The 14,651-nt window shown below is 67.4% G+C and carries 2 protein-coding genes; both read left to right on the top strand.

The annotated features are described in order from the left end of the window. The first annotated feature begins 13 nt into the window (after nt 1-13). Nucleotides 14-12,682 carry a filamentous hemagglutinin family protein gene (locus BMY68_RS06090; protein ID WP_085531005.1) on the top strand — a complete coding sequence of 4,223 codons (12,669 nt, stop codon included), beginning with the start codon at nt 14-16 and terminating at the stop codon, nt 12,680-12,682. 247 nt (nt 12,683-12,929) lie between these two features. After that, nucleotides 12,930-14,636: a ShlB/FhaC/HecB family hemolysin secretion/activation protein gene (locus BMY68_RS06095; protein ID WP_085531003.1), complete on the top strand. Its 1,707-nt coding sequence runs from the start codon at nt 12,930-12,932 to the stop codon at nt 14,634-14,636. The last annotated feature ends 15 nt before the right edge of the window (nt 14,637-14,651 follow it).

Consider the following 14,651-nt stretch of genomic DNA (forward strand, 5'->3'; position numbering starts at 1 on the left):
GGATAAGTGAGCGATGCGCCTCGGTAAGCCCAACCCTGTTCTGAAGTCAGTAACCCGCTGCGAGGCGTTGCCTGTCCTGCGTCTCAATCCGCTGGCCCACGCCATTGCCCTGTTGCTGGTGGCGAGCAGTGCCCAGGCCGAGACGGCGTTCAGCGCCGGCTGGTTCGCCAGCAAGGGCGCGGCGCAGCAGACGGCGGGCGTCGGCGGGGTAGCGGGGAGCCTGCCCAAGCCGGGTTCGCCACCGCCCCTGGCCCAGCAGTTGAAGGCCAACCAGCAGTTGCAGCAGTCCTTGAGCAACGTCAATAACACGGTGGCGGCCATCGCCGCGCAGCAGGCGGCCCAGGCGGCCGGGCGGCGTTCGGCGCTGGTGGCGGCCTCGAGTATTCCCGATGGCTTGGGCGAGGGCGGGCTCAAGGTCGACGAGAATACCCTGACCAAAGGCTGGACCAATGCCAGCAACCCGGTGCAGACCCAGGCCGACGGCAAGACCACGGTGAGCATCGGCCAGACCGCGGACAAGGCCATTCTCAATTGGGAAACCTTCAACGTCGGGCGCAACACCACGGTGGATTTCCAGCAGCAGGCCGACTGGGCGGTGCTCAACCGGGTCAACGACCCGCAGGCGCGGCCGAGCGAGATCCAGGGTCAGATCAAGGCGGCCGGCACGGTGATGCTGGTCAACCGCAACGGGGTGATTTTCAGCGGCAACAGCCAGGTCGATACCCGCAACCTGGTGGCCGCCGCCGCGACCATCAGCGACAGCCAGTTCCGCGAGCGCGGGCTGTATGTCGACAGCATCGGCTCGCAGCCGACCTTCACCGACGCCGCTGGCAAGGTCCAGGTGCAACAAGGCGCGCTGATCCAGACCCGAGCGCCGGGCGTGTCCACCGAGTCCGGCGGTTATGTCCTGCTGCTGGGCAGCGAGGTGGACAACGCCGGCAGCCTGGTCACGCCCAAGGGCCAGGCGACCCTGGCCGCCGGCGACAGCTTCTATATCCGCAAGGGCGCCGGCACCGCCGGCAATACCACCTCGACCACCCGCGGCAATGAGGTGGCCAGCACCCGCAAGGCCGGCAGCCAGGCCGGCAAGGTCAGCAATAACGGCCTGATCCAGGCCTCCACCGGCGATATCACCCTGACCGGCCACCAGGTGCAGCAGAACGGCCTGGTCCTGGCCACCACCTCGGTGGACAGCCGCGGCACTGTGCACCTGCTCAACTCGGCCAGCGACAGCAGTTCCAGCGTGACCCTGGGCCAGGGCAGCCATACGGCGATCCTGCTGGACGCCGCCAGTGGCACGGCCCTGGACAGCCAGCGCAACGCGGGCCTGGCCGGGCTGGGCGGCCTTGGTAACAGCATCGGTGGCGCCTTCGACAACCTCAGCAGCGTGGCCGACCGTACCGACCAGTCGCGGGTAGAGATCGTCAGCGGCGGCACCGTGGACTTCCAGTCCGGCTCCATTACCCTGGCCACCGGTGGCCAGGTGGCGGTCAGCGCCGGCCAGCGCAGCCTGGTGCGCGACGGCGCGCTGATCGATGTGGCGGGTGCGGTCGGGGTCAAGGTGGCCATGGAGGCCAACAGCGTCAAGGTCAATATCCAGGGCAACGAGCAGCGCGATGCCGCCGGCAACCGCGACCAGGGCAGCCTGAACAACAACGATGTGTGGGTCGATGTGCGCGAGCTGGTCTATGTGCCGGCCGGGACCAATGGCTACGCCACGGACCGCTGGTACACCGCCGGCGGCTTGCTGGAGGTCGGTGGCTACCTGGGGACCCAGGCCCACGGGGTGGGCGAGTGGATGGCCCAGGGCGGTACCCTGACCTTCACCGGGCGTGATGTGGTGACCCAGGCCGGTTCGAGCATCAACCTGTCCGGCGGCACCCTCGATGTCCAGGGTGGCCTGGTGCGCCAGACCTGGCTCAAGGGCCCGGACGGGCGCCTCTACGAGTTGTCCCGGGCGCCGGGCGACATTCTCTACAGCGGTATTTACAAGGGTTATGAGGACAGCAGCCCGCGCTGGGGCCAGACCGATTACTACTACAGCCCGCTGATTGCGCCGCAGCAGCGCTACGAAGACGGCTATAGCGTTGGCCGCGATGCCGGCAAGCTGGTGGTCGGCACCGGCAGCGCGGTGCTCGAGGGCCAGTTGCTCGGCAACACCTACCAGGGCGAACGCCAGGCCCTGGCCCCCCAGGCCGGGCTCGATGGCTACGACCAGGCACAGAATGCCGTGGCCCGTGGCGCCCAGTTGCTCGTCGGCAGCTATACACCGTTCTGGCACAAGGACAGCGGCACCCTGCAAAACATCTTGCAGGCCACCGACCGCACCCTCAAGCAGGTGGTCCTGGCCCCGGGGCAGGTCCCCCAGGCCCTGGACATTGGGCTGGACTCGGTCCTGGGCGAGCGCCAGGGGCGGCTGCAACTGGATACCGGGCTACTCAACGGTTTCGACCTGGGCGCGGTGCGGGTCGCCGCCTACGAGAGCGTCACGGTCGACGGTGACCTGCAGGTCGGGCCGGCAGGGGAGATCGCCTTGCACGGTCCGCAGGTCCAGGTGAATGCCGGGCTGACCAGCCATGGCGGGCGCATTGCCCTGGGCAACGTGCTGCGGCAAAGGCCATCGTCGGCAGCTGACCTGATGGACACCCTGATCGGTTCCACCGCATCCCGGGCCAGCCTGGTCTTGAGCGAGGGGGCACGCCTGGACACCAGCGGCCTGTGGAGCAACCTGTTGCTGGCGCCGCAGGACAACAGTGGCCTGGCCTTTGTCAATGGCGGCAGTGTGTCCCTGCGCAGCCGTGGCGACCTGACCCTGGCCGCCGGCAGCCAGGTGGATGTCAGCAGCGGCGCGGTGCTGCTGCTGAACGGCAGCCTGCGTGGTGGCAAGGGCGGTGACCTGACCCTGGCGGCCAATGCCGGCACCAGCATCGGCAATGGCGTCCTGACCCTGGCTGGCCAGCTCAAGGGCCATGGGGTGAACGGCGGCGGCACTCTGAGCCTGCAGGCAGGCAAGGTGCAGATCGGCGGCGGAACGTCGCCCGACGCCGCGACCCTGGTCCTGGCCAGCGACTTTTTCGACAAGGGCTTCGGCGCCTACGACATCACCGGCAACCAGGGGTTGAAAGTCGCCGAGGGCGCCCAGGTGGATGTGCGGGTGCCGGTCTACGCCCAGTCCGCCGGGACGACCCGTGTCGCCACCGGCGAGCCGGCCGCCAGCGCGCTGCAGCCGTGGCTGCCGGAGCCCTACCAGGAGGACCCGGCCAAGGGCCGCCTGAGCCAGCGCGCCGGTGCCAGCCTGACCCTGCAGACCGGGGGGCTCGATTCCACTACTGCCGATATCGCCAGCGTGGCCCTGGATATCGGACAGGGCGCCACCGTGAGGGTGGACGATGGCCAGTCCATCGCCTTGCGCGGGATCGGCCAGATCAACATCGACGGTCATCTGATCGCCCATGGCGGCAAGGTCTCGATCAGCGCCACGCGGATGCCGCAGGTGGACACCGACGCCCTGAGCACCCTTCATCAGCGCTCGATCCTGTTGGGGAGCAATGCCCTGGTGGATGTTTCCGGGCGCGCGGTCACTGCCCTGGACGCCCAGGGCCGGCGCTACGGCAAGGTCAGCGACGGTGGCAGCATTGTCATCGGCGGTACCCTGGACCCGGCCACTGGCCGTGCGGCGGCGCCGGATCTGTTCGTGCAGCTCAAGGCCGGTTCGCGCCTCGAGGCTTCCGGCGCCCAGGCCGCCCTGGATATCAGGGGCGCCGGTTCGACGACCGTAGCCAGCAATGGCGGCAGTATCAGCCTCAGTTCGCTCAATGGCCTGTACCTGGACGGTGACTTGCGCGCCGCCGCCGGTGGCCAGGGGGCGGCGGGCGGCAGCCTGACGGTGGCCCTGGAGACCGCTGCCTATAATCGCGACCTGCTGGACAGCGATACGCCCCTGGCCCCGCGGGAACTGCTGATCAGCCAGCGCCGCTGGTCCCTCGACGAGACGGCTCCCGGGACGTTGGCCTATGGACAAGGCAATCTCAGCGTGGAGCAGGTCGACGCTGGCGGTTTTGGCAACCTGGCCCTGCTGAGCAACGGCCAGATCAGTTTCGACGGCGATGTCGATCTGGCCCTGGGCCAGGGCCTGCAGCTGTATTCGGCTTCCCTGGGGCTGGCCCAGGGCGCGGAGGCCGATACCCGGGTCAGGCTCAGTGCGCCTTACGTGCGGCTGGCGGAGGCTGCTCGGAACAATAACGGCTCCCCAGGGTTGACGGTGCCCGTGGTGCGTGGTGGCAGTTCGACCCAGGCGACCCAGGCGCAGTTGACCGTGACCAGCCAACTGCTGGATATCCGCGATGAGGTCAACCTCGGTGCCCATGGCGACATCAACCTGGGCAGTGGCCAGTTGCCGTTGGACCAGCGCGGCTTTGCCACGATGGAGGTGCGCAGCGCTGGAGACATGCGCATGCTGCGCCCCACGGGCAATATTTCCTTCACCCGCCTGAACACCCCGGGGGACCTGAACCTGACGGTGGCGCAGCTCTACCCGGAGACCCTGGCCCGTGCCGAGATCCGCACCCGCCACCTGAGTATCGGCCGCAGCAGCGTCAAGGACCCTGGCGTGCCCTATTCGGCCTATGGCAGCCTGCTGCTGTCCGCCCAGAGCATCGACCAGGGCGGGGTGGTTCGCGCGCCCCAGGGCAGCCTGAGGCTGGGCTTCAACGGCGGCGCGCAAGACAACACTTCGACCGTGCGCCTGCTACCCGGCAGCCTGACCTCCCTGAGCGCGGCGGGGCTGGTCATGCCCTTTGGCGGCACGGTGGACGGCCAGACCTGGATCCAGGACGGCAAGCCGCTGGGCGAGAGCGTACTCAATCCCATCCTGGGGCCCGAGTGGCTGACCCTGACGCTGTTGGGGCAGTCGATCGATGTCCAGAGCGGTGCCGTGGTCGACTTGTCGGGCGGTGGCGAATTGACCGGCGCCGGCTTTATTTCCGGGCGTGGCGGTTCCACCGATGCGCGTTTCAACCCCTTGGTGCGGATCGGCGCCGACGGTCGTTTCAGCCTGCCGGGGCGGGCCAGCAATCCGGTCTACGCCATCGTGCCCGGCAACCAGGCAGGTTATGCCCCTGGCGCCGGACAGAGCGGTGCCCTGGACCCGGTGATCGGCCAGCAGATCACTTTGGAGGCCGGGGTGCCGGGACTGGCGCCGGGGGTCTATACCCTGTTGCCGGCGACCTATGCGCTGCTGCCGGGGGCGTTCCGGGTCGAGCTCAACGGTGGCGCCGGCCTGGCCGCCCAGCAGCCGGGCCTGGCCATGGCCAATGGCTCCTGGAGTACCTCGGGGCGCTTGTCGGTCCTCGGCACCGGGATCCAGGACAGCCTGTCGCGCCAGGTGATCCTGACCTCGGCCGATGTGCTGCGTCGCTATTCCCAATACAACGAAACCTCCCTGACTCAATTCCTCGTCAGCGACGCGGCGCGCCTGGGCATTCCGCGCGCTGCCCTGACCGCCGACGCCAAGGGTCTGACCCTGAATCTGTTGCAGAACCAGACCGGGCAACCGTCCTTCACCTATGCCGGCACCAGTCGCTTCAGTCCGGACAAGGGCGGCTACGGCACCGTCGCCAGCGTGCTGAGCCAGAGCCAAAGTTCCCAGATGGAGATCGTCGCGGGCGGTCCCAGCGCGGGCTTTACCGGCACCTCGATCGATGCCGCGCAACTCAATGCCCTGGGCGCGGCCAGCCTGCGGATCGGCGGCACCGGTACCCGCCAATATGGCCAGGGCGGCAATTACATCACCTTCAGCTCCAACCTGAGCGACCTGACCTTGCGCTCGGGGGCCCTGTTGTCGGCCCCCGAAGTGATGCTCCTCAGTGGCATGACCACGGGTGGCATCGTGGTGGAACAGGGCGCCGGGATCGATACCCTGGGGCGTGGCGCCAGTGCCTACGATTCCCGCGATGGCTTTATCTACGATCCCGGCAGGACCAGCCTGCTAGCGGTGTCCAACGGCTGGCTCGACCTGCTGCCGCCGACCCCGGCGCAGAACGGCCAGGTGGGGCCGGGCAGTATTCGCATCGGCAGCTGTGCCGGTAGCTGCAGCGGTGTGACCCAGTTGTATTCCGAAGGCACCCTGGCCGCGGCCACCGATAACCTGTTCGAACTGGGGGACGAGGTGCGTTATGGCACCCGCAACCTGACCCTGGCGGTGGGTGGGGTCAATGTCGGCAGCGGCCAGAGCCTGGCCGCAGCCGCCGCGGGCCATACCCTGGCACCGGGCCTGACCCTCAACCAGCAGGTGCTCGACCGCCTGCTGCGCGGCGACCGCGAGCGCGGCGCGCCGGCCCTGGAAACCCTGACCCTGAATGCCCGGGATTCGTTGAACTTCTATGGCTCGACGCAGTTGAGCACCCTGGACCCGGTCACCGGCCAATCCAGCCTGAGCCACCTGATCCTGGGTACCCCGGCGATCTACGGTCATGGCGACGCCGAGGACGTGGCCAGCATTCGCACCGCGAACCTGATCTGGAACGGCACGGCCGGGCTGCCAGGCACGGTGATCAACCAGGGCGCCGGTACCGGCAGCGGCCGCCTGGAGTTGGCCGCCGAGCGCATCGAGTTCGGTTACGGTGCGCAATCGCAGCCCGATAGCCTGGCCTCCTTCGATCGCCTGGCCCTGGGTTTTGCCACGGTCGACCTGCGCGCCAGCCAGCGCCTGACCGCCAACCACAAGGGCAGCCTGGCGGTCTACCAGAGCCAGGGCGCCTACGAGAGCGGCAAGGGCTACAGCTACAGCGGCGGCGAGCTGAATATCGTTACCCCGTTGCTGACGGGCGAAGCCGGCTCGGTGAGCCGGATCAAGGCCGGCGGCGATATCCGTATTTCCGGTGGCGGTGCCGTGCCGGGTTCGATCAACACCCTGGGCGGCGAACTGGCGCTGCAGGGGCGCAGCATCAGCCTGGACACCGCGGTGGTGCTGCCCAGCGGCAAGCTGAGCCTGCTGGCCGAGCGCGACCTGGTGCTGGCGGGCAATGCCCGGCTAGACCTGGCCGGGCGCACCGTGCCCTTCAATGACCTGAACAAATACAGCTGGGGCGGCGATGTGCTGCTGGAAAGCCGTGGCGGCGATATTCGCCAGGCGGCCGGCGCGCGGATCGACCTGTCGGCGCAGAACAACAAGGCCGGGGCGCTGAGCGCCATCGCCCTGGACCCGGGAGCGGGCCAGGTAGAACTTTTGGGGGCGATCCTCGGCGGCAGTTCCGGTCATTACGATGCCGGCGGCACCCGGGTGCCGTACAAGGCCGGCGGGGTGGATATCCGTGCCCAGGGCGTGGGCGATTTCGCGGCCCTCAACCAGCGCCTCAACGAAGGCCAGGTCTATGGTTCGCGTAGCTTCCAGCTCAAGCAGGGCGACCTGCAACTTGGCAACGAACTCAAGGCGGGGGAGATCAACCTGTCCCTGGACAATGGCCACCTGACGGTACTTGGCACCGTGGATGCCAGCGGCGAGCAGGTCGGCAGCATCCGCCTGGCGGCGCGCAACGGGCTGACCCTGGGCGCGGCGGCGCTGCTCGATGCCCATGGCACGCAATTGCGGGTCGACAGCTACGGCAAGATCATCGATGCGCCGAACCGCGCGGTGGTCGACCTCACGTCGGGCGAGGGTCGGTTGGTGCTGGCCGAGGGCAGCCGCATCGACCTGCGCCACGGCACCGCCGCGACCCTGGGCAGCCAGCCCGGGCAGTATGACGGCCAGGCCCGAGGCACCCTGGAACTCAATGCGCCACGGCTGGGCGGGGTCAGTGGCGGCGATATCGATATCGATGCCAGCAGCCGCCAGCAGATCAGCGGGGCCAGGTCGATCGCGGTCAATGGCACCTGGCGTTATGACGACAGCGACAGTGACGCCTTGCTCAAGGACGGCAGCGACGCCGCCAGCGGCAGGCCGTACCGGGTGATCGACCAGGCCTACATGAACCGCAAGCACGACCAGAGCACGGCCTTCATCGACGCGGCGCTGGCCAACACCGCGTTGCTCGACGGCAAGCTGGCCGGCCTGACCGCCGGCGGTTATGCCGATGCCTTGCACCTGCGCCCCGGGGTGCAGATCAGCAGCGAGCGGGACGTGGTGATCCAGGGTGACCTGGACCTGTCCGGCTACCGCTATGCCAGCCTCAATCCGCACTTTGCCAGGACCGCGGTCTACGGCTCCGGCGAGACCGGTAGCCTGGCGATCCGCGCCGCCGGCAACCTCGAAGTGCGCGGCAGCGTCACCGATGGCTTTACCCCGCCGCCCGCCACCCCGGACGATGCCGGCTGGGTATTGTTGCCCGGCATGCAGCCGTTCGGCGGCGAGCTGGTGGTGCCGGGGCTGGGCGTGACCCTGGCCGATGGCTCGCTGTTCCTGGGCGGCAAGACCCTCAACTACGACTTGCCGATCAAGGCCACCACCTTCGCCAGTGGCGTGGTGCTGCCCACCGAGGGCCGCCTGGCGCAGGCGCTGACCCTGGATGCTGGCAGCGTCGTGCGCGGTGATGTGCGCGCCGCCGACGGCAGCCTGCTGTACGCCGCCGGCACCTTGCTGGAGCAGGCGGTGACCCTGCCTGTGGGCACCCGGCTCGGCGCCGGGACTCTGTTGACCACGCGCACCGCCTTGCAGGCCATGCTCTGGCCCAAGGGCGTGGCGCTGCCAGCGACCCTCGATCCGAGTAGCGGCCAGCAGGACACTTATGCCCTCAATGGCGATCTGGCGCTGAAAGCCGGTGCGCTGATCCCGTCCCAAACCGACGTCAAGCTGCCCAACGGTGCCTTGTCGGTGGCCTTGCGTCCGGCCGATGGCGAAAGCCAGGGGCGCAACTGGGCGATCGCGGGGTTGCTGCCCGAGGGCTCGCAATCCTGGTCGCTACGCCTGGTCAGCGGTGCCGACACCGAGGCGGCCGACACCCGCAGCGTCAAGCCCCGAGTGGTCGATGGCCAGTTGATCCTGGCCGATACCCATTACTCGCTGTTCAGGGACCGCGAGATCGTTCCTGGCAAGCCGGGGGGCAACTGGGTCTGGGGGGCTGAGGTAGAGAGTCCGGATTGGAGCTGGTTGGGCGGCGTGGTGGGGCAGCCGCTGTCGCCGGAAGATCTAGCTAACGGTTATTGCGATTGGGCGCCGGGACTGTGTGAATTCAAGCCCAGTGTCGATAGCTGGGTTTGGGGGCCTGAGGTGGAAAGCCCGGATTGGAGCTGGTTGGGTGGCGTAGTGGGGCAGCCGCTGTCACCGGAAGATGTGGCTAATGGTTATTGCGACTGGGCACCGGGACTGTGCGTCTTCAAGCCCGGTGAGCCAGGCGAACCCGACAAGCCCGGAGAGGTGATCGCGGTGCGCGCCATGGCGCCGATCTTCAGCGTGCTGCGCACCGGCACCGGCGACCTGGACCTGGTTTCCGGCGGCGACCTGAGCATGCAATCGGTATTCGGCGTCTACACCGCCGGCACCGAGTCCGAGGCCATGGGCGCAGGTTATGCGGCAACCCGCGGCGTGGGCAGTAAAGGCTCGGTACTGGGCGCTTACGACAACCTCGATCTGTACAGAGACGCCAATTACAAAGCTGGTTTCGACGAGCAGGTGGCGGCCTACGAAAAACTGGTGGAAGGCGATAGCCTCTACCAGGCCTGGTACCCGGAGCAGGGCGGCAACCTGCTGCTGTCGACGGCGGGCAGCCTGCGTGGCGATGCCTTGGGCAGTACCTTCGACCAGGGCCAGAGCACAGGCAGCAGTGCCCTATCGAGTGTCGGCATAGGCAACTGGCTATGGCGCCAAGGTAGTGGCTCTGCGGCGGTGGACCAGACGGTTCCAACTGCCTGGTGGATCAACTTCGGGACCTATGTCACCCCGACCATTGGCACGCCCATGCCGCAGGTCACCGGCTTTACCGGAGTCGGTACTTTGGGTGGCGGCAATCTCGAGGTACGGGTCGGCGCCGATGCCGGCACCCTGCTGCGCCGTGGCGACCGTACAACCCTGGCCGCGCCGCGCAGCGAGGCGCTGATCCTGGCGGTGGGCAGCACCGGGCGGGTGGGCGCCGATGGCGGCTTGACCCTGACCGGGGGGGGCGACCTCAAGCTGAATATCGGTGGCGGCCTCAATCCTTCCCTGGACGCCCGGGCTTCTAGTGTTCGCAGTGGGCCCGCGCAAGGGCAGAACCATGACTTGAACGGCGCCCTGATCAATCTACGGGGCAATGTGCAGGCCAATGCCGGGGCCATGGGCGGTATCAAGCAGAATTTCGGCCGCTTCAGCTTTAACCAGGATGCCCGCGAAGTGCGGGCCTATGATCCGTATTCGTCCTCGGTGGCCAGTGCCACCGGCGGCCTGGTGATCGTCCCCGGCGATGCCACGGTCAGCCTCGCCACCCGCGGCGATCTGGTGCTGGGTGGCGCGGTCGACCCGGGTCGCACGCGGCAGCACAATACGTCGGCGTTCAGCCTGGACGGCACTACCTACCTGGGCGGCGGTAGTAGCTGGTTTTCGCTCTGGACCGAGCATACCGCCATCGACCTGTTCTCGGCGGGGGGCAATCTGACGCCTTCGACACAGACCGGAGAACTGGCTGTGGGCAGCAATGACACCCCCCGGAGCCAACTCAATACCTCGCCGACCGACGGGCGCTTTATCTATCCCTCGATCCTGCGGGCCGTCGCCCCGGGCGGCAACCTGTACTATGGCTCTTCGGCGCTCTCTACCGACAGTGGCCAGAAAAACTCGCCTTATTCCCTGGTACTGGCACCTTCGCCCAACGGCCAGTTGCAGATGCTGGCCGGCGGCTCGATCTTCGCCGGCGGTTATGCGCTCAATCAGTCCGGAGCCGATAGCCGCCTGCTGCCGACGCCGTTCATGCCGGCCTTTGAAGGGCGCGAGCAGGGCGGTGGCGAGCGCCTGCTGGTGAGCAATCTCAGCCCCGATGGCCTGTCTTCCACGCAAGGCATGGGTGGCTTCCCGCTCTTCGCCTTTGGCGGCGACACCCTGACCACCTTCGGCGGCCGACGTGAGCCGGCGCGCTTCTATGCCATGGCCGGCGACCTGGTGGGCATACGCTCGGGCGAGCAACTGAACTTCAACGCTTCCAACTCGCGCCCGGGCCGGACCTGGTACGACGCGGCCGCGCCGGTCTGGATGCTGGCCGGTCGGGATATCGTCAACAGCGGCACCCAGTTGGGGCAGGCGACAGCCATTGTGCCTTTGCTGGGCGAGGGGGCGAGCAGCGGCAACCTGTTCGTGCACAACGATCCGCTGGATATTTCCCTGGTCTCGGCCGGGCGCGACATCCTCTATAGCAGCTTCAATGTCGCGGGGCCCGGGCTGCTGCAAATCAACGCCGGGCGCGATATCCGCATGGAAGACAAGGCGTCGATCACCAGCCTCGGCGCCCTGGTACCAGGCGACAACCGACCGGGGGCGAGCATCGTCCTGCAGGCGGGGGCCGGGGCCAGTGGGCCGAATTACACGGCCTTTGCCGCGCGCTACCTGGACCCGGCCAACCTGGCCAGCGACAGCGCGTCCCTGGCCGCACAACCGGGCAAGGTGGCCAAGACCTACGAAACGGAACTGGCCAGTTGGCTGAAGCTGCGCTACGGCTTCAGCGGCAGCGACGAGCAGGCCCGGGCCTACTTCGCCAGCTTGCCGGCGGTGGAGCAGGGACTGTTCGCGCGCCAGGTGTATTTTGCCGAGCTGCGCGCCGGCGGCCTGGAGTACAACCAGGTCGACGGTCCGCGCCAGGGCAGCTACCTGCGCGGGCGCAACGCCATTGCCGCGCTGTTCCCGGATACCGATGTGGCCGGCAACCCGATCGTCTACCAGGGCAATATCACCCTGTATGGCGGCGCCGGGGTGCACACCAATGTTGGCGGCGATATCCAGATGCTCACCCCGGGCGGGCAGCAGGTGTTTGGCATCGAGGGCGAGGCGCCACCGTCCACGGCGGGGGTGATCACCCAGGGCCAGGGCAATATCCAGCTGTATTCCCAGGGCAGCATCCTGCTGGGCCAGAGCCGGATCATGACCACCTTCGGCGGTTCGATCCTTGGCTGGTCGGCCGAGGGCGATATCAACGCCGGGCGTGGCTCGAAAACCACCGTGGTCTACACCCCGCCCAGAAGGGTCTACGACAACTGGGGCAACGTGACCCTGTCGCCGTCGGTGCCGAGCACCGGGGCCGGTATCGCCACGCTGAACCCGATTGCCGAGGTGGCGCCGGGGGATATCGACCTGATTGCGCCTCTGGGCACCATCGACGCCGGCGAGGCCGGGATCCGGGTCTCGGGCAACGTCAACATCGCGGCCCTGCAAGTGGTCAACGCGGCGAATATCCAGACCCAGGGCAAGTCCTCGGGGATTCCGGTGGTGGCGTCGGTCAACACCGGGGCCCTGACGTCCGCCAGTTCGGCGGCGTCTTCGGCGACCCAGGCCGCCGAGGATGTGGCGCGCCAGCAGCAGGCGGCGGCGCGGCAGAACATGCCGTCGGTGTTTAGCGTGCAGGTGCTGAGTTTCGGCCAGGAGCGCCTGGCGCCGACCCGGGATGGCGCCAGCCGGGCCAACCCCGGCTACAACCCGGACAGCCCGGTGCAGGTGCTGGGCGCCGGGCCGCTGAGCGACCAGGCGCGCCAGCAGTTGACCGAGGAGGAGCGGCGGCAACTGACCTTATAGGTTCTCTCGTGGCAACACAGTTCGGGGCGATCGTTGATCGCCCCTTTTTTTGCAGACCTGCCACACAGGTGCCCATCACCCCTTGAAACCTAGGCGAAGGCTCTAGTCCGCGGGTTTGCCATTTTCTGCCCGGATCCATGGAGAAGACCGGCGCCTATCGGCCGGCCCGGCGGATGATTGACGGCAAAATAATGGCAAATTAACATCGCGCCACTATTTTGATATCAGTTGTCTCGAGGGACCGAACATGTACTCACCCGCCTTCGCGGGGAGGTTGTGCCTGGCTTTGCTGTGCCTGACTCCACTGCACCTCGTTCATGCCGCTCCCACCCCCGGTGACACCGACCTGATCCGCGAACGCCAGGACCGCCTGCTCGAAGAGCAGCGCCGGCGCCTGGAAGAACTCAAGGACCTGCCCGGTAAAGAGGCGGCCCCTACGGCGCCGACCGCACCTGCCGACACCCGCTGCTTCCCGATCAAGGACATCGAGCTCAAGGGCGCCGACAGCCTGTCCGCCGCCGAGCAAACTCGCTTGCTCAAGCCCTATATCGGCCAGTGCCTGGGTGTCAGCCAGCTCAATGAGCTGCTCAAGGTCATCACCGATCACTACCTCGAGAAGGGCCTGGTGACCAGCCGTGCCTACCTGCCGCAGCAGGACCTGTCCGGCGGCCATTTGAAGGTGCTGGTGGTCGAGGGCCGGCTCGAAGGCTTGAAGGGCGCGGCCGACAGCCAGCTGTCCGAGCGCGAGCTGGCCATGGCCTTTCCCGGCCAGGTCGGCGAGCGGGTCAACCTACGGGAAATCGAACAACTGGTGGACCAGCTCAATCGCCTGCCGTCGAACCAGGCGCAAATGGAGCTGGCGCCCGGCAAGGAGGTCGGTGGCAGCGAAGTGCTGGTCAAGAACACCGCGCAAAAGCCCTGGCGAGCCGGGCTGTCGCGCAGCAACGACGGCCAGCGCAGCACCGGTGAGCAGCAGTGGGGCACCACCTTTGACTGGGACAGCCCGCTGGGGCTGGCCGATCAGCTGATGTTGCGCGGTGGCCACGACGCCATGAGCGATCACCAGCACACCTCCAACAACGCCATGCTCTATTACAACCTGCCCTGGGGCTGGTGGAACTTCAGTTACACCTACAGCCAGAGCGAGTACCGCTCCCAGGCCCAGGCCAATGGTTTCAGCTTCAAGCAGACCGGCGACAGCCAGAACCACCAGCTGCGCGCCGAGCGGGTGATCCTGCGTGACGCGGTGAGCAAGACCTCGCTGAATGCCGGCCTGGCCTACCTGCGCACCAACAACTTCATCGAAGACAGCAAGCTGGCCTTGAGCAGCAACCGCCTCAGCGAAGCCCAGTTCGGCATCAACCATGGCCGGCGCATCGGCGGTGCCTTCGTCAACCTCGACCTGGGCATGCAGCACGGCATTGGCGCTTTCGACGCCCAGGACAATGGCCACCCGGGACCGGGCGAGCCGAATGCGCGTTACCGCAAATACACCGCCACCCTCAGTTACCTGCAGCCGTTCAAGCTGTGGGGCGAGTCGTTCAGCTTCAGCAGCCTGATGACCGGCCAGCGCAGCGAAGACGTGCTGTTCAGCCCGCAGCGCACCAGCCTGGGCGGGCAGTCGTCGATTCGCGGGTACAAGGATCAGTCGCTGTCCGGCGACAGCGGCGGTTACTGGCGCAACGACCTGCGCTGGAGCCGTCCGGTGACCTGGGCCTGGCTCCAGCCACTGTTCACTGAGTACGGCAGCAGCCTGGGCTACGACCAGGGCGTCATCCGGGGCGACCGCTACAACGGCGAGCAGCATGGGCGGATGTCGAGCAATTCGATCGAATTGTTCGCCCGCGGCCAGCACCTGGCCACCAGCGTGACCTTCGCCCACTCCCTGGAACGCCCGGATGCCTTGAGCGAGCGCGAAGCGCCGATCTACTTCCGCGTGGATTTTTTCCTCTAAATAACGCTTCTTCGA

The sequence above is a fragment of the Pseudomonas sp. NFACC41-3 genome (assembly GCF_900109505.1).
GTDB classification, from domain to species: Bacteria; Pseudomonadota; Gammaproteobacteria; order Pseudomonadales; family Pseudomonadaceae; genus Aquipseudomonas; species Aquipseudomonas chlororaphis.

Coding starts and splice junctions, on each gene's coding strand:
- BMY68_RS06090 (WP_085531005.1), top strand. CDS start 14: ATGCGCCTCGGTAAGCCCAACCCTGTTCTGAAGTCAGTAACCCGCTGC.
- BMY68_RS06095 (WP_085531003.1), top strand. CDS start 12,930: ATGTACTCACCCGCCTTCGCGGGGAGGTTGTGCCTGGCTTTGCTGTGC.